18 protein-coding genes are annotated in these 19,737 nt (G+C 72.2%); 10 read left to right on the plus strand and 8 right to left on the minus strand.

All coding sequences use genetic code 11. From position 1 onward, the window contains the following. Positions 1-28 precede the first annotated feature (28 nt). Positions 29-907 carry a universal stress protein gene (locus ACQPZF_RS21735; RefSeq protein ID WP_433259834.1) on the minus strand — a complete coding sequence of 293 codons (879 nt, stop codon included), beginning with the start codon at positions 905-907 and terminating at the stop codon, positions 29-31. Between the two features lie 172 nt (positions 908-1,079). On the opposite strand from ACQPZF_RS21735, the gene ACQPZF_RS21740 reads away from it, so the two are divergent. Beyond that, on the plus strand, positions 1,080-1,733 hold the full coding sequence (locus ACQPZF_RS21740) for a response regulator transcription factor (RefSeq protein ID WP_433259835.1): 654 nt from the start codon (positions 1,080-1,082) through the stop codon (positions 1,731-1,733). Between the two features lie 217 nt (positions 1,734-1,950). Here the strand turns inward: ACQPZF_RS21740 and ACQPZF_RS21745 are convergent, their stop codons facing one another. Next, positions 1,951-2,427 carry an NUDIX domain-containing protein gene (locus ACQPZF_RS21745; RefSeq protein WP_433259836.1) on the minus strand — a complete coding sequence of 159 codons (477 nt, stop codon included), beginning with the start codon at positions 2,425-2,427 and terminating at the stop codon, positions 1,951-1,953. A 127-nt stretch (positions 2,428-2,554) separates the two neighbouring features. Here ACQPZF_RS21745 and ACQPZF_RS21750 point away from each other — a divergent pair, with 127 nt between their 5' ends. Then, entirely contained in the window at positions 2,555-2,881 is a 327-nt protein-coding gene (locus ACQPZF_RS21750) for a hypothetical protein (RefSeq protein ID WP_433259837.1), read from the plus strand. Continuing rightward, positions 2,868-4,013, plus strand: a complete 1,146-nt coding sequence (locus ACQPZF_RS21755) for a hypothetical protein (RefSeq protein WP_433259838.1) — start codon at positions 2,868-2,870, stop codon at positions 4,011-4,013. The genes ACQPZF_RS21750 and ACQPZF_RS21755 overlap by 14 nt, the downstream gene beginning before the upstream one ends. A gap of 479 nt (positions 4,014-4,492) precedes the next feature. On the opposite strand, the gene ACQPZF_RS21760 is transcribed toward ACQPZF_RS21755, so the two are convergent. Then, positions 4,493-6,175, minus strand: a complete 1,683-nt coding sequence (locus ACQPZF_RS21760) for a GAF domain-containing protein (protein WP_433259839.1) — start codon at positions 6,173-6,175, stop codon at positions 4,493-4,495. Positions 6,176-6,326: 151 nt separating this feature from the next. On the opposite strand from ACQPZF_RS21760, the gene ACQPZF_RS21765 reads away from it, so the two are divergent. From ACQPZF_RS21765 to ACQPZF_RS21780, 4 genes are all read left to right on the plus strand, one after another. After that, complete coding sequence (locus ACQPZF_RS21765) at positions 6,327-7,292, plus strand: Acg family FMN-binding oxidoreductase (protein WP_433274650.1); 966 nt, start codon at positions 6,327-6,329, stop codon at positions 7,290-7,292. A gap of 45 nt (positions 7,293-7,337) precedes the next feature. Then, positions 7,338-8,285 (plus strand): magnesium transporter CorA family protein, encoded by a 948-nt coding sequence (locus tag ACQPZF_RS21770; RefSeq protein WP_433274652.1) that lies wholly within the window; start codon positions 7,338-7,340, stop codon positions 8,283-8,285. Positions 8,286-8,376: 91 nt separating this feature from the next. Next, positions 8,377-8,865, plus strand: a complete 489-nt coding sequence (locus ACQPZF_RS21775; protein ID WP_433259840.1) for a GNAT family N-acetyltransferase — start codon at positions 8,377-8,379, stop codon at positions 8,863-8,865. A gap of 206 nt (positions 8,866-9,071) precedes the next feature. After that, the gene (locus ACQPZF_RS21780; protein ID WP_433259841.1) at positions 9,072-10,082 is read left to right on the plus strand and encodes an alpha/beta hydrolase; all 1,011 of its coding nucleotides are present in this window, start codon (positions 9,072-9,074) and stop codon (positions 10,080-10,082) included. Positions 10,083-10,087: 5 nt separating this feature from the next. Here the strand turns inward: ACQPZF_RS21780 and ACQPZF_RS21785 are convergent, their stop codons facing one another. Continuing rightward, on the minus strand, positions 10,088-10,516 hold the full coding sequence (locus ACQPZF_RS21785; RefSeq protein ID WP_433259842.1) for a DUF6098 family protein: 429 nt from the start codon (positions 10,514-10,516) through the stop codon (positions 10,088-10,090). Positions 10,517-10,610: 94 nt separating this feature from the next. On the opposite strand from ACQPZF_RS21785, the gene ACQPZF_RS21790 reads away from it, so the two are divergent. Both ACQPZF_RS21790 and ACQPZF_RS21795 read left to right on the plus strand, forming a co-directional pair. After that, positions 10,611-12,101, plus strand: coding sequence for an FAD-dependent oxidoreductase (locus tag ACQPZF_RS21790; RefSeq protein ID WP_433259843.1), 1,491 nt, complete (start codon positions 10,611-10,613; stop codon positions 12,099-12,101). A 68-nt stretch (positions 12,102-12,169) separates the two neighbouring features. Continuing rightward, positions 12,170-13,720: a PQQ-binding-like beta-propeller repeat protein gene (locus tag ACQPZF_RS21795; RefSeq protein ID WP_433259844.1), complete on the plus strand. Its 1,551-nt coding sequence runs from the start codon at positions 12,170-12,172 to the stop codon at positions 13,718-13,720. 109 nt (positions 13,721-13,829) lie between these two features. On the opposite strand, the gene ACQPZF_RS21800 is transcribed toward ACQPZF_RS21795, so the two are convergent. Further along, on the minus strand, positions 13,830-14,489 hold the full coding sequence (locus tag ACQPZF_RS21800; RefSeq protein ID WP_433259845.1) for an RICIN domain-containing protein: 660 nt from the start codon (positions 14,487-14,489) through the stop codon (positions 13,830-13,832). Positions 14,490-14,769: 280 nt separating this feature from the next. Between ACQPZF_RS21800 and ACQPZF_RS21805 the strand changes: the two genes are divergently transcribed. Continuing rightward, on the plus strand, positions 14,770-16,251 hold the full coding sequence (locus tag ACQPZF_RS21805; RefSeq protein ID WP_433259846.1) for an AfsR/SARP family transcriptional regulator: 1,482 nt from the start codon (positions 14,770-14,772) through the stop codon (positions 16,249-16,251). 92 nt (positions 16,252-16,343) lie between these two features. On the opposite strand, the gene ACQPZF_RS21810 is transcribed toward ACQPZF_RS21805, so the two are convergent. Genes ACQPZF_RS21810 through ACQPZF_RS21820 form a run of 3 tightly spaced genes read right to left on the minus strand, consistent with a single transcriptional unit; the run spans position 16,344 to position 19,641 of the window. Beyond that, entirely contained in the window at positions 16,344-16,766 is a 423-nt protein-coding gene (locus ACQPZF_RS21810; protein ID WP_433259847.1) for a carboxymuconolactone decarboxylase family protein, read from the minus strand. Beyond that, the gene (locus tag ACQPZF_RS21815) at positions 16,763-18,259 is read right to left on the minus strand and encodes a class I adenylate-forming enzyme family protein (RefSeq protein ID WP_433259848.1); all 1,497 of its coding nucleotides are present in this window, start codon (positions 18,257-18,259) and stop codon (positions 16,763-16,765) included. The genes ACQPZF_RS21810 and ACQPZF_RS21815 overlap by 4 nt, the downstream gene beginning before the upstream one ends. Then, on the minus strand, positions 18,256-19,641 hold the full coding sequence (locus tag ACQPZF_RS21820) for a CoA transferase (protein WP_433259849.1): 1,386 nt from the start codon (positions 19,639-19,641) through the stop codon (positions 18,256-18,258). The genes ACQPZF_RS21815 and ACQPZF_RS21820 overlap by 4 nt, the downstream gene beginning before the upstream one ends. Positions 19,642-19,737 lie beyond the last annotated feature (96 nt).

Raw genomic sequence — 19,737 nt, forward strand, 5'->3', positions numbered from 1 at the left:
CGCTCTCCCCGGGGTGTCGAAGCGGTGGTCAGTCCGTCGCGGGCGGTCGCACCACGGCCAGCGGGCACGGCGCGTGGTAGACCAGGGTCTGGCTGGTCGAGCCGAGCAGCATGCCCTTGAAACCGCCGCGCCCCCGGCTGCCCACGACGAGCAACCGGGCGCCCAGGTCCGCGGCCGACTTGAGCAGCGCACGGGCCGGCCGATCGCGGACCACCGCCCGCTCCACCCTGACATCCGGGTACTGCTCCTGCCACCCGGCGAGCCGTTCGGCCAGCTCGACGTGCTCCTGCTGCTCCACCTGCGCCCAGTCCACCGGCAGCCGGTCGCCGTACAGCCCGTCCATCACGAAGTCGTTCCCGGCGAGCACGGCGGTCAGCGGCGCGCGGCGCATCGAGGCGGCCTCGAAGGCGAACGCCACGGCCCGGTCGCCGGCGGGCGACCCGTCCACCCCGACCACGACCGGCCCGTCGGCGGTCACCGAGCCGCGCACCACCACGACGGGGCAGTCGCCGTGCGCCACCACGGCCACCGCGACCGACCCGACCAGCAGGCCCGTGAAGCCGCCGAGCCCCCGGGAGCCGAGCACGATCAGCCGGGCGCGCTTCGACTCCCACACCATCGCGCCGGCCGCGCCCGAGTGCTCCAACGCCACCGACACGTCGACCTCGGGCGCGGTCGCACGGGCGACGGCCTCCGCGTCGGCCAACTGCTGTCGTCCCTGCTCCTCCAGCGCCTGGCGCACTTCGTGCCCGGTCAGGACGACTTCGGGATAGCCTCGGCTGGGCAGCAGGTAGGCGTGCACGAGCTTGAGCGGCACCCGGTGGCGCGCGGCTTCCTCGGCGGCCCACTTCACGGCCGTCAGAGCCGACTCCGAGCCGTCCACACCGACCACGATCGGAACACTCATGACGCAATCCTTTCCGAAGTACCCGGAACCCGCCCGTCGACGGTTCCGACGCTAGGCAGCGGTGCGGCCACCGGCAGCGGGCCCAGGTCCCGACCCGACGGGGCCTTACGCCTCTGTCCGGTGGCGGGACGGCTCGGAGAGGGTCACGATCGACAGACGCGGAGGTGGGCACGTGAGTGCGAAGGTGTTCCTGGTGGACGACCACGAGGTGGTCCGGGTCGGGCTCAGGGAGCTCCTGAACGGCGCCGAGGGCCTGGCGGTCGTGGGCGAGGCCGGGTCGGTCGCCGAGGCCCTCGCGCTGGTCCCCGACAGCGACGCGGACGTGGCCGTGCTGGACGTGCGGCTGCCCGACGGCAACGGCATCGAGCTGTGCCGCGAGCTGCGGTCCCGGCTACCCGGCCTGCACTGCCTCATGCTGACCTCGTTCACCGACGACGAGGCGTTGTTCGACGCCATCATGGCGGGCGCGTCGGGGTTCGTGCTGAAGCGGATCCTGGGCACCGACCTGGTCTCCGCCGTGCGCACGGTAGCCGCCGGCGAGTCACTGCTGGACGCCCGCTCCACGTCCGCGCTGCTCAACCGCATCCGGCGGGAACGCGAGCAGGGCGACCCGGTGCGGATGCTGACCGAGCAGGAACGGGTCGTGCTCGACCACATCGGCGAGGGCCTGACCAACCGGCAGATCGCCGAGAAGATGTTCCTGGCCGAGAAGACCGTCAAGAACTACGTCTCGCACCTGCTGGCCAAGCTCGGCCTCGAACGCCGCACCCAGGCCGCCGTCCTGGCCACCCACCTGCGCAAGCCCTGGACGCGCGAGGAACGTTAGCCGGGGACGGGTCTGGACGACGGGTCGAGCCGGTCAGCCTCAACTGCGCTTCAGCAGTCTCCAGAGGAAAGAAGGCAAACTCGGATAGTTCGTCGTCTTTCACCGACATGCGGCGTACGTCTTCCTCGCCGGCTGTCCCGCCGTCGAAGATGAACACCAGTAGGTCATCCCACGGACCATGCGCGGCTACCCAGTCCACGAGCAACAGGCCGCTGATCTACGTGGTAAAACCTAGCTCCTCTTCCACTTCGCGGACAGCCGCAGTAATTGGCGACTCGTTCGCCTCCGCCATGCCGCCGGGTAGATCCCAGTACTGTTTGTATGTTGGGTTCACCAGTAGGACCCGGCCGCCCTTATCGCAGATGACGACCTTCGCAGAGACGCGCTTGCGAGCTTGCCGAGCGTTCCCTTCCGCCAACCACCTGAAGCGCTCGGGGTCGTTGTCTTCCCGCGTACTCGTACCGGCCATTCCGGCTGTGCTGCCGGCGATCGAAGCCGCGCCCGCTCGGCGCGGATCAGGTAGCCCAGGGGGACGGGGGTGTGGTGGGACAGCGGAATCGCGGTTGCTCGCTGACCTGTCGGTCGGCGATGGTGCGCGTCCGCGAAAAGGAAGCATCAACGGATCGCGACCTGGCGTTGGAGTTGCGTGAGGATTCGCGGCTCTGGCAGTGAGGCGTGGTTGGCTGCTTGTCATGGCTCCTTCCGCTCTTGACGGTCCGACCGGCGGTTATCGCAACGCGCCGACATCGGCGCCTGGCGTTGCCTTCGGTGCTGTGCTGCCCGCGGCGTCATCGGATGCGGTGGCAGGTGGCGTGATATCGGTGGACTTGGCTGAGTTGGGGCGCGCGGTGATGTCGTTCCACGACGCCGCACAGGCCGCGGGCCGGGCGGCGAGCACGGCACCGCGCCCGATCGCTGGTTCAGCGTTCGGTGTCGCACCGTGGGGTGGTGATCCCCTCGGCGCGGCCTTCGGCAACCAGTACGCCGGGACTTCCGAGCAGTTGCCGGAGGCGTTGGAGGCGCTGCGGGCGTTGCTGACCGTCACTGCGGGCAAACTGGCGGCAGCACGGGATGGCTTCGCCGCGGCCGAGGGGCGGGCGACCGAGGAGGCCGCCGGGCTGAGCAGGGTCATCCGTGGCCGCGACTGAGGTCCCGGAGGGGGTTCAGCGGCTGCTGGAGGTGCTGGTCGGCAACGACTGGCCGGAGGGCAATCCGGATGATCTCCGCGTTATGGCCGGTCAGTGGCGTACGACCGCGCAGACACTGGCCGCTGTGCCGGTCCTGGTCCGTGAGGGAGCCGCCAGGGCCGACCGGGGCATGCACGGGCCGGCTGGTGAGGCGTTTCGCGCGTTCATCGTCCCGTTCATCGACGATGACGGGTATCTCGACAGTCTGCACAAGGCGTGCCTGGGGATGGCCGAGGCGCTGGACGCGATGGCTGTGCAGATCGAGATGCTGCGCCTGATCATCATCGAGTTGCTGGTGATTCTTGCGATCCAGATTGCCGCGGAGATGGCGGCCGCCCCGTACACGTTCGGTGCGTCCCTGGCCAACATCGCCGTGCACATGACGGCAACGCGGGCCGCTGTGGTTACCGTGATCCGGCAGGCCGTCATCGGCCTGGTCAGCCACCTGGCCGCCTCTCTGCTGGCTCAGGTCGGTGTGGTTTTCCTGGCCCAGTTCATCCTGATCTGCCAGAAGAAGCTCTCCGGTTTCAGCGCTCAGGAGTTCCGGGCCGCCGCGGTCAACGCCTCGGTCGGGGGCGCGGTCGGCCTCGGTATGGGCGCGCTGGGCAATCTGGCCAAGGTCAACGCGGCGAAGCCACTTCGCGAGGCCGTCCCGGCCGCGCGTTTCTTCGACGGTTCCGTGCCTACCACGTGGAAGTCGGCGGGCACGAGGTTCAGCGTGAACGCTCCGCTCGACATCGGGTGGGGAGCCGCCACCGGTGTCGCCGAGGCCGCCGCTCAGGACGCGGCCACCGGTCTGTCGGGTGACGAGGTGTACGGCGCGATGAACGGCGCGTTCACCGGTGTCCGCGACACCGCGCACAACGCGTTCAACCCGCACAGCAAGTTCTCCACCAACCCCGCCTTCTACCTGGACAAGACACTAAACGGCCGCTGGGACAACCCCAACATCCAACCACCATCGCAGCCTCCGAACACGCCGACCGGGCAGATGCCGCCGCAGTTGCCCGCCATCACGCGGGACGACTGGGATGCGTGGGCCGAGCACACGACGGGCGCGGTGGTCGATCGCGGTAACCAGCGCACTGCCTGAGGCGCACGGGTGACAAGCCGGGTGTTGATGATGCCGTAGGCGGCGGTCCCGGACGCCGCCGCGGTGGCGCCCGCCAGATGCGGCACGAGCAGCCACGGACGGTTGTCCCGCACCATTCCCGCCAGCAGCCGCACCCGGCCGCGCAGCCCGACCAGGGCGAGGTGGGTCTCGGTGGACCGGTGCCCACCGGATATCGGCTCCGTCGGGGCCGGCGCCTCGCGCAGTCGTGCCACGGCCCCCTTCCCACCGTGCTCCCCGTCGATGCCGAGCCGCCGCGACACCAGCCTGCCGCACCACGTGGACCAGCAATGCCCGTGCCCGGTAACGCGCCAGGACCGCACCGAGCGCAGGCAGCGAGACAGTTCTGTCCGTTGGGACGTGCCGCTTTCCGGCACCCTCGGACGGAGCGAGGTGATCACCGTGCGTGGACACCACTGGCATGGTCCGCGGGTGAGCGGCCGGATGGGCGCACTACCCGTCTAAGGCAACGGCACCTGCCATGCGACCCGCGTGCCGCCGCCCGGTTCGGGCGACACCGTCAGCGTGCCACCCAGCTCGACAGCCCGCTGCTCCAGGTTGTGCAGACCACTCCGAGCAACCTGATCAGGCAGCCCCACACCGTTGTCCACGACAGTGATCGTCAACTGCTCCCCCGCCTCGACGGTGAGCGTGAGCTCGGTCGCACGCGCGTGCCGGACGGCGTTGCTGACCGCCTCGCGCACGACCGCCTCGGCGTGCTCGGCGACGTCCTCGGGCACCGAGTTGTCCACCGTGCCGGTCATCCGCACGGCCGGGGCGAGCGCCGCGTGCTCGGTCAGCTCCGACACCAGGTCCAGCAGCCTCCGCCGCAGGCCGGGCGCATCCTCGGACGCCTGGAGGTCGAAGATCGAGGTCCGGATCTCCAGCACGGTCTCGTCGAGCTGCCGGACCGCCTTCTCCACCCGCTCCCGCACCCGTGGCTGCTGGATCGTCCCCAACGCGCCCTGGAGGCTCATGCCGGTCGCGAACAGCCGCTGGATCACGTGGTCGTGCAGGTCGCGGGCGATCCGGTCGCGGTCCTCCAGGACGGCCACCAGGCGCCGCGCCCGCTGGTTCTCGGCGAACTCCAGCGCCACCGCCGCCTGGTCGGCGAACGCGGCCAGCAGCGGCACCTGGTCCGCCCCGAACGGCGCGCAGCCCTTGCCACGGGCCGCCAGCAGCACCCCGTTCACGGTCGAACCGGTCCGCAGCGGCACCGCCACCCCCGGACCCACGTCGACCGGTGTGCGTCCCAGTCGGCCGTTCAGGTCCTCGATCAGCATCGGCGCGGCCGACGCCAGGACCTCGTCGGCGAACGTGCCGCCCGCGAGCACGTCCCCGACCAGCTCCTCGACCGGTGTGCCGGCGGCCGACGCGATCCGCAGCCGACCGCCCTCCCCGGCCAGCACCAGCAGCGACATCGACGCCGACGACAGCTCGCAGGTCCGCCGGGTGATCAGGTGCAGCGCGTCCTCCGCCGGCGCGCCGCCCAGCAGCGCGGAGTTGATCTCCGCCGTGGCCGCCAGCCGGCGCTCCCGCATCCGCGACCGCTCGAACAGCCGGGCGTTCTCGATCGCCACCCCGGCCGCCGCCGCGAGCGCGGACAGCACCACCTCGTCGTCGGCCGTGAAGTCCGCGCCGTCGGTCTTCTCGGTCATGTAGAGGTTGCCGAACACCTCGTCCCGCACCCGCACCGGAACGCCGAGGAAGCTGTGCATCGGCGGGTGGTTCGGCGGGAAGCCGACGGACGCCTCGTGGATGGTCAGGTCGTGCAGCCGGATCGCCCTCGGGTCCTTGATCAGCAGCCCGAGCAGGCCCTTGCCCTCCGGCAGGTGCCCCATCCGGGCACGGGTCTCGTCGTCGATGCCGACGTACACGAATTCCGACAGGTCGTCACGCGTGCCCAGCACGCCCAGCGCCCCGTACCGCGCGCCCACCAGCTCGACCGCGACCTGGACGATCCGCAGCAGCGTCGAGTCCAGCTCCAGACCGGCGCCCACGGCGAGCACGGCGCCCAGCAGCCGCTGCATCTTGTCCCGCGTCGACCCGATCTCGGCCAGCCGCTCCCGCATCTCGTCCAGCAGCTCGTCCAGCCGCAGCCCGCTCAGCAGGCGGTGCGGCGAGGCTCCGTCGGGATCGACCACGTGCGCCAGCGTCGCACGGCCGGGTGGGAGCACCAAGTCCGGTGGTCCCGGCCGATCCGGGACCTTCGACCGTGTGGGCGGCCCGTTCCGGAGTGGACAGTGGTGGGTGTTGATTCGTTCGGGTGAATTCGAGGTGGCGGTGGTGAAAGGGATGACGGGGGCGCTCGGTCTGGCGGCTGACGAGGTGACGGAGGTGCTGGCCACGGCCGCGCTCGCCCCGTCCGCGCACAACACGCAGCCGTGGCGGTTCCGGCTGGGCCCGCGTCGGATCGAGGTGCACCCCGATCCGACGCGACGGCTGGCCGCGACCGACCCGGCGGACCGCGACCTGCGCCTGGCGTGCGGTGCGGCGCTGTTCAACCTGCGGCTCGCGTTGCAGGCGCGGAGCGTCCGGCCGCTGGTGTCGCTGCTGCCGGACCGCGACGCGATGGCCGCGATCCGGCTGGGTGGCCGGTTCCCGGCGGACGAGGCCACCCGGCGGCTGCTCGCGGCGGTCCCGGCGCGGCGGTCCAACCGCAAGCCGTTCCACGACGTGCCGGTGCCCGCGGCGCACCGGCACGCGCTGGTCCGCGCCGCCGAGCGGGAGCAGTCCTGGCTGCACCTCGTCACCGACCGCGACCAGCGCTTCCACCTGCGACAACTGGTCGCGAAGGCGCACCGGTCCCAGGTCGGCGACGCGGGTGTCCAGGCCGAGCTGGAGGCGTGGACCGGCGCGCGGTCCGGTGACGGCGTGCCGCGGGCGTCGGCCGGGTTCCGCCCCGCGCCGCAGGACGAGTGGGCGCTGCGCGACTTCCGGGGCGGGGAACGCCCGCCGGGCAAGGACTACGAGTCCGACCCGCTGATGGTCGTGCTGTGCTCGTTCTGCGACGGGCCGCTCGACCAGCTCCAGGCCGGGCAGGCCCTGCAACGGGTGCTGCTGACCGCGACCACGCTCGGGCTGTCCGCGTCGGTCATGTCCCAGCCCATCGAGGTGGGCCCGGTCCGCGACCGGCTGCGCCGCACGCTGGGCGGCATGGTGGTACCGCAGGCCGTGCTCCGGATCGGCTTCGGCTCCCCCGTACCGCCGGCCCCGCGGCGCCCCGTGGACGACCTGCTCATGGAGCCCGCCGCCGCCTGAGGTCCGACCGCGGCGGTTACGCTGGGTTTCGTGTCACGTACCCGCATGTACCGCCGCGGGGTGTTGGAGGCCCAGGGCTTCCCCGCTCGCGAACTCGCCGAGCGCCTGCGGGACGACGACGTCACGGTGTGGGTCGACCTGTGCGGACCGTCCCAGGCCGACCTCGCCCTCATCGCCGACGAGCTGGGCCTGCACGAGCTGGCCGTGGAGGACGCGCTGCACCCGCACGAGCGGCCCAAGCTCGACCGGTACGAGACGCACTGCTTCCTCTCCGCCTACGCGGTGCGGCTGGACAGGTCGGGGCGGCTGGAGACGTCCGAGCTGTCCGCGTTCCTCACCCGCCACGCGCTGGTGACGGTGCGTGCCGACGACCGGTTCGACGTGGCTGCCCTCACCACCCGGTGGGACGAATCGCCGAAGCTGGCCGGGAGCGGCGTCGGGTTCCTCGCGCACGGGCTGCTGGACGCGGTGGTGGACAGCCACTTCGAGGCCGTCCAGGCGCTGGACGAGCACATCGAGCGGCTGGAGGACCTGGTCTTCGCCGACCACCCGGACAACCGGGACTTGCAGCGCCGGGCCCTGGCGCTGCGCAAGTCCCTGGTGACGCTGCGCCGGGTCGTGCTGCCGATGCGCGAGGTGGTGAACGCGCTGATGCGCCACGACCTCGTGGACGACGCGATCATGCCGTACTACCAGGACGTCTACGACCACGTGCTGCGGGCCACGGAGTGGACGGAGTCGCTGCGGGAGACGGTCGCCACCATCCGCGAGACCCAGCTCAACCTCCAGGGCAACCGGCTGAACCTGATCATGAAGAAGGTCACCGGCTGGGCCGCGATCATCGCCGTGCCGACCGCGATCACCGGGTTCTACGGCCAGAACGTGCCGTATCCGGGTTCGGACCAGCCGTGGGGCTTCTGGGTGTCCACCGCCGCCATCCTGGTGGTGTCGGGCGGGCTCTATGCGCTGTTCAAACGACGCGACTGGCTGTGACACCCCACCTGCCCACGTCGGGGAACGTGGAGCGCCGGGCCGGCCGACGTCGGCTCGGACGGGTTGACCGGTGCGGATAATCGGGGAGGACATGACTTCGCCACAGGTCCACCTGCGGGAGATCACCGACGCGAACCGGGCGGCGGTGTGCGCGGTACGGGTCCACCCCGGCCAGCGGCAGTTCGTCGACTCCGTGGTCGAGTCGCTCGACGAGGCCGCCGCGACGCCCGAGGCCGAGCCCTGGTACCGCGCGATCTACGCCGGGGACGAGCCGGTCGGGTTCGTGATGCTGAGCTGGAACGTGCCGCCCGGCCGGCCGGGCATCCTCGGGCCGTACTACCTGTGGCGGCTGCTGGTCGACCGGCGGCACCAGGGGCGCGGGATCGGGCGGGCCGCGTTGACGCAGGTGATCGACCTGGTCCGGGCCGACGGCGGCACCGAGCTGCTGACCAGCTACCAGCCCGGCTACGGCGAGCCCTGGCCGTTCTACCGCGGCTTCGGGTTCGTGCGCACCGGCGACCTGGACGACGGCGAGATCGTGCTGCGGCTGGACCTGTCCGGCGCGGTGCGCCACCGCTGAGCGGGGTCCGGAGACCACGGGGTGGCGGGTCGCCGGGCATGATCGACGGTATGCCGGAAACCCTCGGTCGCCCCCACCCCTTGTCCATTACCCATGACCAGGAATTCCTTTACACGATCGAGTGAAAGCCATTCCCGGAAAGAGAATGGCCCGGTCGCGGCGATAGCCTGCTCGCCCCGCTCACGAATCGTCCGAGAGGATGCGCCGTGCGACCGCTCCGCGCCCTGGCCGCGTCACTTCTGCTCACCGCGACACTCACCGCCCCGGTCGCACGCGCCTCGGCCGCGTGCCAGGACGCCACGCTGCCGGTGTCGACGGGCCTGCACATCCACCAGGTGCGGGGCACGCTGTGCCTGCCCGCCGGGGCCACGCCCGGCACGGTCCAGGTGCTGGCGCACGGCGCGACCTACAACCGCCTCTACTGGAACCTGCCGCACGACCGCGGCCGGTACTCGTACCAGCGGGACATGGCCGGGCGCGGCGCGGCCACGTTCGCCTTCGACTCCGTGGGCTCGGGCGACAGCAGCCGGCCGCCAAGCGCCCTGCTCACCGGCGTCGGGCAGGCGGCGGTGCTCCACCAGGTGGTCGACCACCTCCGGAACGGCCGGGTGCCGGGTCACTCGTTCGACCGGGTCGTGCTGGTGGGCCACTCGATGGGCTCGGGGCTGGCGGTGCTCGAAGCCGCCACCTACCGCGACGTGGACGGTGTCGTCCTCACCGGCTACAGCCACTCGGTGAGCTACCCGATGTTCGCCCGGCTCTTCATCGAGGGCATTCGCCCGGCCGTGCTGGACCCGATGCTCGCCCGGCGCGGGACCGACCCCGGCTACCTCACCACCATGCCCTCCACGCGCCACCTCTTCCACGATCCCGGCCAGGTCGAACCGGACGTGCTGGCCGCCGACGAGGCCACCAAGGACCAGGTGCCGGCCACGGTCGTGCCCGACCTGTACACCCTGGCCTTCGTCAGCCCGCTGTCCAGGCGGATCGACGTCCCGGTGCTCCTGGTGAACGGCGCCGAGGACGCCATCTTCTGCGCGACGCTCTGCGAGAGCCCGGAACAGCTCCTGGACGCGGAACAGCTCTACTTCGACGGCGACACACCGGTGGAGGCGTTCCTGCTGCCCGACGCCGGCCACACGCTCGGCTACGCGCCCAATGCCGCCGAGTACCGCTCAGCCGTGCACAAGTGGATAACCGCGCGATTCGGCGGATGACGCGTTCACTTCTCGCGGTCGAGCGAGCCCCATTGGCCGTCGTGTTCCCGGACCAGTTCCTCGCACTGCCGCAACACGCCGTCGGAAATCCACGCCACCGGTTCCCGGCACTGGACCAGCGGCTCGTTGTCCGGCCCGCGCCCGGCCTCCGTCCCGGTCAGCACCCACGGCCGGACGCCGGGCCCGCGCCGTTCGGGCAGGTGGCGGTAGTCGTGCAGGCGGCGTGCCACCCACAGCTTCAGCGACCGGTCTCCCCACCACGGCTCGACGGCCAGCGGGTTCGCGGACAACCCCGGCAGCCGGACCCCGGTCAACCCGTCCCGGCTGCACCCGCCCGCGTCCGCGTCCGGTCCCTGCGACCAGCGGACGAACAGGTCCGACCCACCCGACTCGACCAGCGCGACGAGGTCGGCGAGATCCGTCAGCGTGCGCATCTACGCGAACCCTCCAGGTGCGACTGTGCTCATGACCGGGGGATATCCCGGCACCGGCCGGTTCGAACCTGACAACCGCGGGTACGCCGACCCCATGTCCCACGAAACGGTGACCGCGAGCAGTTCGCTGTGGACGGCCGACGTGCCCTACGGCGGCTTCCCCCAAGCCCACGACACCCGGGTCGACGTCGCCGTGGTCGGCGGCGGCATCACCGGCGTGACCACGGCGTTGCGCCTCAAGCGGGCGGGCCTCACCGTCGCCGTCGTCGAGGCGGACCGGATCGGCAGCGGCGTCAGCGGCAACAACACCGCCAAAGTCACCGCGCTGCAGTCCACCGTCTACTCGACCCTCGCCGACAAGCACGGCATCCGGGCCGCCATCGACTACGCCGCCGCGAGTCGCGCGGGCGTCGCCGAGGTCGCCGGCCTCGCCGCCGCGGTGGACTGCGACCTGCGCACCGCCCCCGCCTACACGTACGCGATCAGCCCGGACGAGCTGCCCGCCGTCGAGCACGAGGCGCTGGCCGCCGCACGGGCGGGGCTGCCGGTCGACCGTGACCGGGGCGAGGGCATGGGTGTGCCGTTCGAGGTGTTCGGGGCGGTCCGCCTGGACGACCAGTTGGCCCTGCACCCCGTTCGCTACGTGCGCGGCCTGGCGGAACTGGTCGCCGGCGACGGCAGCCACGTGTTCGAACGCAGCCGCGTGGTCCGGGTGACCGACGGCAGCCCGTGCCGGCTGGACACCGAGGGCGCCACCGTCACCGCGGACCGGGTCGTGGTGGCCACCCACTACCCGATCCTGGACCGGGGCCTCTACTTCGCCCGCCTGGAACCGACGCGCGCGTACTGCGTGGCCGCGAGCCTGCGGTCCGGTGCGCCGCCGACCGGCCTGGCGATCAGCGCGGGCAGCCCCTCGTGGTCCCTGTCGGCGTACGGCGACCTGCTCATCGTGTGCGGCCGGAGCCACCCGACCGGCGACCGGCCCGACGACCCGTACGGCAAGCTGACGGCGTTCGCCCGGGAGCACTGGGACGTCGACCGGATCACCCACCGCTGGTCCGCCCAGGACCCCAGCACGTACGACCAGCTTCCCATGATCGGTCCGTACACACCGGGCTCGACCCGGCTCTACGTCGCGACGGGCTTCATGAAGTGGGGCCTGTCCACCGGCACGTTCGCGGCGATGATCCTGTCCGACCTGCTCACCGACACCGGGAACCCGTGGGCGGAACGCTTCAGCCCGCACCGCTTCACGCTGAAGTCCACGCCCAAGATCCTCGAACTGAACGCCAGGGCCGCGGTGAGCCTGGTCGGCGACCGCCTGCGCCCGCCGGACACCCGGTCCCCGGCCGACGTGCCACGCGGCGAGGCGCGGGTCGTCGGCAAGTCGGGCGTGTACCGCGACGAGGAGGGCACGCTGCACGCGGTTTCCCTGCGCTGCACCCACCTGGGCTGCCTGGTGCGCTTCAACGACGCCGAGCGGAGCTGGGACTGCCCGTGCCACGGCTCCCGCTTCGACGTGGACGGCAACGTCCTGGAAGGCCCGGCGACCAAGCCGCTCCCCCGCCACGACGTGGACTGCTAGCGCCGGCCGGGAACGGGCGGTGCGGAACTTCCGTCTGAAGCACGGAGGTCCCGCAGATGCTGCGTTACATGACACTCGTCGGCGCGCTGTCCGTCGCGGTCGCGCCGTTCCTGTCCGGTGGGGCAGGGCGGCCGGACGCCGTGGACGGTCCGGTGGTCGGGCTCGCGGCCGGGTTGGTCGCCGTGGCCGCGTTGGGGTTCACCCCGTCCAAGGGCGCGCGGATCACCGCCGTGGCGGGCGCCTTGATCGCGTTGGGTGTGACGGTCCGGCTGCTGGTCGTGGATCTCGGCGTCGGGCTGACCGGGCCGCGGCTGCCGGTGCTGGCCGTGGGCGCGTTGGCGGTCACGGCGGGTGTCGGGGCGGCAGCCGGTAGTTGGCGGGTGCGGCCGGTCGGGTTGATCGCCGCCGTCATCGCGCTCGTGGCCACCGTCGGGGCGCCGTGGGCGGCTCAGGCCGTGATCGTGGAGTCGCACACCCACGACGTCCGCGGCCTGGAGCCGCCGGCGGTCGCCGAGCGCCCCACCGGCAGGCAGTGGTCGTGGCAGCCGTCCGCCGACGTGGTCGACGTGGTCGCCGCCGGTCACGGAGTCGTGGTGGCGACCAACGACGGTGGCGTGGTCGCGTTGGACGGCCTGGACGGGCGGGAGCAGTGGCGGTACACGCGGCGGGGCGCGTGGATCGGCATGCTGATCGCGTCGTTGGACCGGAGGGCGGTCGTCGTGACCTTCCGGTCCGCGCTCGACACCAGGGCACAGTTGCTGGTGGCGTTGGACGCCGGCACAGGTTCGGTGCGGTTCGAGAAGGTGATCCGGTCCGTGCTGGCCGAGGCCGACGACGTCGTGCCCGGCACTCGGACGCTGGCGTTGCGGGACGGGGAGTCGATCGCCGGCTACGACCTCGTGACGGGGGATGAGCGGTGGCGGTGGTCGCCACCGGAGGGCTGCCAGTCGCCCTACGCGCGGGCCGTGCGAGGTCCGAGCACGGTGTTCGTGCCGGTCGAGTGCTCGACCACGCTGAGCCTGGCCGCGCTGGACGAGGTCACCGGCCAGGAGCGCTGGAGGCACGAGGTCGGGTTGGGGCCGCCGGATGGCGAGGGCCAGGACATCTACCTCGACGGCACGACGGACGGCGCGGTGGTGTCGTTGCGGATCATCACGGCCCGCGCCCTGCCGGGCTCGGTGACCAGCGGGCTGTTCGACGCCGAGACCGGCAGGCAACTCGCGCACCCCGGCACGCCGTGGACCGTCCGCGCCCGGGTCGGCCCGCGACCGCTCCTCGAAGAACAGGACACCGCGGCGACCAGGGCGATCCGGTCGATCGACCTCGCCACCGGCACGATGACCGCGCTGGATGTCGCCGCCTGCCCACAGCGCACGGCCGACGCCACCACGACGACCACTTACCTGCGGGTCTGCGGTGACAACGGACGCGAGCTGACCCTTGTGGTCCAAGGCCTGGACGGCACGCCGCCGACCACCACGCAGGTCCGGCTGGACGGTTCCGGCTCCCTGCCGGAACTCAAGCTGGTGCCCGCGCCCGGCGCTATCGTGCTCGCCCGCGGCACGTACGGCGGCACGCCGGCCCCCGTGGTGGGACTGGGCGAGCATCAGGGGACTTAGACCTCCTGTCGAAGTGACCTGGAGTCGTCGCTGGCAGGTCAAGGAGAGGGCGGCCGTCGGCCGGCTCCGGGATGTGCCGGAGCCGGCCGACGGTCGGAAAGCTCCGCCTTTACGGGCTGGTCAGGTACCAGCGCTGGTTGGTCTGCTGGTCGCCGAGGCACCCCCACTGGTGCACGCGGGTGCCGTTGTTGATCGCGCCGACGCCGCCTGCCACGTCGAGGCACTTCCCGCTGTGGATCGCGGTCAGCTTGTAGATGGTGCGGCCGTCGACGGTGTAGCTGGACAGGTACCACTTCTGGTTGGTCTGGTAGTAGCCGAGGCAGGCCCACTGGTGCGCCGGGTCGCCGTCGCTGACGGCACCCGGGCCACCCGCGATGTCCAGGCACTTGTTGCTGTGCACCGCGACGAGGTAGTACACGTACTGGTCGCCCGTGTCGCGGAAGTACCATTGCTGGTTGGTCTGGTTGATCCCGTAACAGTCCCAGATGATGGCGGGATCGCCGTCGCTTCGCGCGCCGGGACCGCCTGCGATGTCCAGGCACTTGTTGCTGTTCTGGGCACGGATGTTGAACGGCCCGTACAGCGCGTTCACGCCGGACTCGGACCGGTCGTGCCGCGCGCCGGCGCCGGGATCGGCCGGCGGCAACCCGGTGACGGTGATCCCTTCCGGTGTCGGGGCGGCGACCGCCGAGGAGACGCCGACCTGCACCACGCAGGCGGCGACGGCGGCGAGGACCATGGTGTGGATCCGGAGGACTCGACCGAACATTTCTCTCCCTCGCGATGATGTGACAGGGCGCTCGACCGCCGGCAGGCAGCGGAACGGTCCGTGTCGACGACGCGGACCTGTTCGTACGCGCGATGGTGCGAATGCGCATTGCTTCCCCCGGGAGGGCGATCCCCTACCGGCCGGTCAGCGCCAAGGCATCCACCATGTCGTCGCACCCTGTTCGCCGACCTTGCGGCGACCTTGCGGACCGGTCAGCATCGGGTGCTCCTACCCGCTTTCCGTGCCCGGCCAACCACTTGGGGAGCCCGTGGAGTTCCGGATGTTCGGCGAACTGGAGCTGCGGTCGGCAGGCCGGCCGCTGGAGGTCGGGACACCCCGGCAGCAGGTCGTGCTGGCGGCATTGGTCGTGGACGCGCGAAGACCGGTCTCGATCGAGGCGCTCGTCGACCGGGTCTGGGACCACGCGCCGCCCGCCGACCCCCGGTCCGTGCTGTACTCACATCTCAGTCGGATCCGGCGGCTGCTGGAGCAGGCCGCTACCGCCGACGGGCCGGCGGTGCGGATCGAGCGCCGGCACGCCGGCTACGTGCTGGAGGTCGACCCGGACCTGGTGGACCTGCACCGCTTTCGGCGTCTGGTCGAACAGGGCGACGACCGACGGCGCGACGAGGAGGTCCGGGCGGCCGGGCTCGCCGAGGCCTTGGCGCTGTGGCAGGGAACTCCGCTGGCCTGTCTGCCGGGAGAGTGGGCGGCGCAGGTCCGCGCAAGCTGGCACCGGCTGCGGCTGGACGCGGTGGTGCGCTGGGCCCAGCTCGAACTCCGCCTCGACCGACCCGCCGCCGTGATCACCGCACTGCCGGGCCTGGCCGCCGAGTACCCGTTGGTCGAACCCCTCGAATCACTGCTCATGCGGGCGCTGTACGCCGCCGGACGGGGCGCCGAAGCCCTCGCCCGCTATCCCGTCGTCCGGAGGCGACTGGCCGACGAGCTGGGCGCCGACCCCGGTCCCGAACTGCGTGCCCTGCACCAGGCGATCCTGCGCGGCCGACTGCCGTCCGCACCGATCCGGAACTCCGCTACCACGTCGCACCGAGCCGTCCCCGCTCCGGTGAACGGCGAGCCGGTCATCCCGCCACCGGATGACGACCCCGCGCCGCCGCACACCGCCGAACCCGGGCCGCTCGCGGTCCCGGCCGGCCCACCGGGACGCACGCGGTCGGGACCGCTCCGCCGACCTCGCGTCGTCGCCGTCCTGGTCGCCGCCGTCCTGCTCGCCGCGATCGGGTCGTTGCCGGTCCTCCAACGGGACGAGGTCCAAGCCGCACCGTCGATCGAACACGCGCACGCGCTGTTCGCCGACGCCCAGCGGCTCGACCAGGACGGCAGGATGGCCGACGCCCAGGCGAAGATCATCGAAGCGGTGCGCCTCCACGACGAACTCATCAAGCTCGACCCGGACCGGCACGCCCGCCCGCTCGCCCCCGCCATCACCCGCGCCCTGGGCCTGGCCGGCATCGACTTCAGCGTCCCGGCGTCCTCCCTGCACGCCTGGCTCGCCAACCCGCTGCACACGCCCTACCCGGCGATCTCCCAGGCGCTCCTGCTCCAGGGTTGGCGGCTCAAGGCGCCGGTCTTCCTCGACGTGGTCGTCGCGAACTACGAACAGACTCCCGGTATCGCGTCGCCGCGCACCGTCGCGGACGTGAACCTCGACGTTGTGAAGGCAGCCGTCCTGGAGGGCTCGAACGTCCGCTACGGCACACAGGTGACCGATTTCGGGCTGCTCCTCAAGCCTCGGTGATCGATGCGGAACGAGTCGGCGCGGGAGGGGCAACCTGCACACGGTGCGCACCGGCACCGGCTGGGACCGGCCGCCCACCGCACGGACCGCGATCAGGACAGCCGCATCCCGATCGCCAGCCGGTTGAACGAGTTGACCACCAGCGCCACCCAGATCAGCCGTTGGGCGCCGGACGAGCCGAAGTCGCGGATCGCCGCGTCCAGCACGTGGTCGGGCACGTGGCCTTCGTGCACCAGGGTCACCGCCTCGGCCAGGGCGAAGGCGCTCCGCTCCGCCTCCGAGAACGCCGGATGGGTGCGCCAGGCGTCGACGTTCGCCACCCGTTCCGGACTCTCACCGGCCTCCACCGCCTCCCCGCTGTGCAGCCGGGTGCAGTACGTGCACCCGTTGATCCGGGAACACCGCAGCCGCAACAGTTCCAGCAGCCCGGCGGGCAGCCGCGCGTCCGCGTCCACCGCCTTCGACAGCGCGAGCAGGGCGTGGTAACCAGGTCCGGCGAGCGGATCCAGGCTCATGACAGACCTCCGTGCCGTTCGGCGGCGAGACGGGTCAACGTGCGCAGGCAGACCTTCCCGGTGTCCCCCAGCGGGAACTCCGGCAACACCAGCAGGTACTCCGGGAGCTTGTGCCGCGTCACGCCCTGCCGGTCCGCGAGGAACGTCGTGAGCTGTCGCAGGTCCGGCGGCGGGTGCCCCGGCTCCGGGCTGACGCACGCGCACAGCCGCTCCCCCAGTTCACGGTCCGGCACCGGGACGCACGCCACCTCCGACACCCCGGGGTAGGCGGCGAGCGCCTGTTCCACCTCGGCCGGGCTGATCGTGAAGCCGCCCCGGATCACCACCCGCTTGAGCCGCCGCACGACGTGCAGCGTGCCCGACGAGTCGAACCGGCCCTGGTCGCCGGTCCACACCCAGCCGCCGGGCAGCCGGGGCGACGGCGCGCCGACGTGGCACAGCGGGGTCATCGGGCCGAGCGCGCAGATCTCGCCGTCCACGACCCGGATGTCCGTGACGGCCGGATCGGGGGTGCCCACACCGTTCTCCGGGGTCCTGGTGTGGCAGTTGACGCCGTCCGACGACCCGTAGATGTTGATGACCTCGACCCCGAACGCCGCGCGGCACGCCCGCAGCGTCGGCATGGGCAGCACGTCGCCGCTGGACACCACCGCGCGCAGCGACGAAGTGTCCACAGAGGACGCGAGATCGGCCATCCGGCGCAGCATGGCGGGCACGCCGAACACGTGCGTCGGCCGCCGCGCGGCGATCATCCGCAACGCGGCCACGGGGTCGAACCGGCGCAGCAGCAGCACCGTGCCGCCGAACCGGCACAACGTCACCGCCGCGCCGAACGACCCGAACGCCGACGACAACGGCACCAGCACCAGGTCGCGCCACACCTCGGTGTCCCGGTGCACGGCCCGCAGGTAGTTCCCGCGACCACCCGCGATGGCGTTGTGCGAGTAGGCCACCATCGTCGGCGCGGCCTCCGACCCCGACGACACCAGGATTCGCGCCGGGGCCTCCGGGTCGACCGCCACCGGCCGCCACCCCGGTCCCCGCGCGGTCACCGGCAGCACCTTCCTCAGGTGCGGCAAGCCTTCCGGCGCGGGCGAGTCCGTGATCAGCGCACTGGCCCGGGACCGGCGGAGCAGGCTCACCGCGTCCGCCCGGCCACCCGCGAACGGCAGCGCCACCGCGCCGACCGCCGCGACCGCGAGTTCCGCGATCACCGCGTCCCGCCCGTTCGGCACCCGGACGCCGATGATGTCCGCCGGCCCGAACCCGTCCAGCGCGCCGGCCAGCCCCTGCACCTCGGTGTCCAGCGACCGGTAGTCCAGCACCCCGCCTTCGTCGACCACCGCCGTGCGCCGGGGATGCGCGCGGACCCGTTCCCGGAACAGCGAGTACAGGTCGTCGTCCGGGCAGTGCCCGGCCGCCACCCACGCCCGGCGCAGCTCCGCCGGCACCAGGTCCCGCAGCTCGATCCCGTTGGACGAACGCCACGTCATCGCACGAACTCCCACGGTGAGGCCGGGAACGCGCACCCGTCCCGCACCAGCGCACGGGCGAACCGCACGTCACGCCCCAACGCCGCCAGGTCCGTGCACACCGGCACGGCCAACGGCGCGGCGCACCGCCCACGGGACAGCGTGTTGAGCCGGGATGCCGCCGACAGCAACGACGACTCCACCGACTGGCCGCGCCCGGTGCGCACCCGCCGCAGCAGCCCGCGCACGATCCCGTGCGCCGCGACCAGTCCGCCGAACACGTCCACGATCGTCATCAGCGACGGCGGCACCCCGGCGTGCGCCTGAACGACGAAATCCGTGCCCAGCGGCGGTTCCGGGCCCAGGGCGTCGCCCCAGCCGGACGCGTGCGCGTAGACGATCCCCGGCCGGACCCGGGCGATGTCCTTGGGCCCCAACGCCCACCCGGACGCCTTGCCCGGAGCCCAGTTGTGCAGGAACACGTCCGCCGCCGACGCCAGCTCCAGCACCTCGTGCCGGCCGGCGACCGTGGCCAGGTCGGCCTCCACCACCTGCTTGCCCCGGTTCAACGCCAGGAAGCGCGCCGAGCAGTCGCCCACCATCGGCGGCACCCCGCGCAACGGGTCGCCACCCGGCGGCTCGATCCGCACCACCGACGCCCCGAGCAGCCCGAGCAGGTGCCCCGCCAGCGGGCCTTGCACGCGGCGGCACGACTCCAGCACCACCAAGCCGGACAACGGGAGCGTCCCGCCCGGTGGCAGCGGCGGCGCGTGGCCCAACGGCGTCATCCGGTACGCGGGCACGTCGTCCAGCGCCCGTGACGACACCCGCACCAGCGTCATCCCGCTCGCCCGTGCCACACCCTCCAGCACGTGGATCGCCGTGCGGCCGGTGAGCGAGGTCAGCTCGACGGGCAGCGGGCAGGTCGCGGTGGCGAACCGGTGCAGGAACGGCCGCCAGCCCTGTTCGATCGCGCGGCCCGACGCACCCAGCGCGGCCCAGAACCGCTGCCACACCAGGGCGTCCAGGGCTTCCAGCTCGAACGGCACGCCGTCGGCGGACACGAACGGCGGACCTCCGGGCACGAACGGCTCCGGCCACCGTTCCGCCGTGGCCGCCGCCAGGTACTGCGCCACCGCGAGCAGCGCGGCCTGGGCGACCGAGGTGCCGGCGAGCCGGAACGCGCTCCCCCGCGCCCGCGCCAGTTCCACCGCCACCGCCCCGGTCGCGGCCAGTTCGGTCGCGGTGATCGACGCGTAGTCCACCCCGAGCCGCGTCGGCCTGCCGAACCGCCGGCCGTGGACGTGCATGAGCCCGCACGCCGCCTGCACGTCCAGCTCGCCGCCCAACGGCAGGTCGACCGGCCCGGCCCAGGCGACGGCGTCCGGCGTGGCAACAGTCATGCGGACTTCCCCCCGTGCGCGAAGTAGGCGACGTCCGGCGTGGCAACGGTCATGCGGGCCTCCCCTCGTGCGCGGAGTAGACGGCATCCTGGCTGG

The sequence above is a fragment of the Actinosynnema sp. CS-041913 genome, from assembly GCF_050942485.1.
Taxonomy (GTDB): domain Bacteria; phylum Actinomycetota; class Actinomycetes; order Mycobacteriales; family Pseudonocardiaceae; genus Actinosynnema.

What these genes read in the sequence shown, in the direction of transcription:
- ACQPZF_RS21735 (WP_433259834.1), bottom strand. Translation starts at nt 907, where the DNA reads ATGAGTGTTCCGATCGTGGTCGGTGTGGACGGCTCGGAGTCGGCTCTG.
- ACQPZF_RS21745 (WP_433259836.1), bottom strand. Translation starts at nt 2,427, where the DNA reads ATGACAAGCAGCCAACCACGCCTCACTGCCAGAGCCGCGAATCCTCAC.
- ACQPZF_RS21765 (WP_433274650.1), top strand. Translation starts at nt 6,327, where the DNA reads ATGACGGGGGCGCTCGGTCTGGCGGCTGACGAGGTGACGGAGGTGCTG.
- ACQPZF_RS21770 (WP_433274652.1), top strand. Translation starts at nt 7,338, where the DNA reads ATGTACCGCCGCGGGGTGTTGGAGGCCCAGGGCTTCCCCGCTCGCGAA.
- ACQPZF_RS21775 (WP_433259840.1), top strand. Translation starts at nt 8,377, where the DNA reads ATGACTTCGCCACAGGTCCACCTGCGGGAGATCACCGACGCGAACCGG.
- ACQPZF_RS21785 (WP_433259842.1), bottom strand. Translation starts at nt 10,516, where the DNA reads ATGCGCACGCTGACGGATCTCGCCGACCTCGTCGCGCTGGTCGAGTCG.
- ACQPZF_RS21790 (WP_433259843.1), top strand. Translation starts at nt 10,611, where the DNA reads ATGTCCCACGAAACGGTGACCGCGAGCAGTTCGCTGTGGACGGCCGAC.
- ACQPZF_RS21795 (WP_433259844.1), top strand. Translation starts at nt 12,170, where the DNA reads ATGACACTCGTCGGCGCGCTGTCCGTCGCGGTCGCGCCGTTCCTGTCC.
- ACQPZF_RS21800 (WP_433259845.1), bottom strand. Translation starts at nt 14,489, where the DNA reads ATGTTCGGTCGAGTCCTCCGGATCCACACCATGGTCCTCGCCGCCGTC.
- ACQPZF_RS21805 (WP_433259846.1), top strand. Translation starts at nt 14,770, where the DNA reads ATGTTCGGCGAACTGGAGCTGCGGTCGGCAGGCCGGCCGCTGGAGGTC.
- ACQPZF_RS21810 (WP_433259847.1), bottom strand. Translation starts at nt 16,766, where the DNA reads ATGAGCCTGGATCCGCTCGCCGGACCTGGTTACCACGCCCTGCTCGCG.
- ACQPZF_RS21815 (WP_433259848.1), bottom strand. Translation starts at nt 18,259, where the DNA reads ATGACGTGGCGTTCGTCCAACGGGATCGAGCTGCGGGACCTGGTGCCG.
- ACQPZF_RS21820 (WP_433259849.1), bottom strand. Translation starts at nt 19,641, where the DNA reads ATGACTGTTGCCACGCCGGACGCCGTCGCCTGGGCCGGGCCGGTCGAC.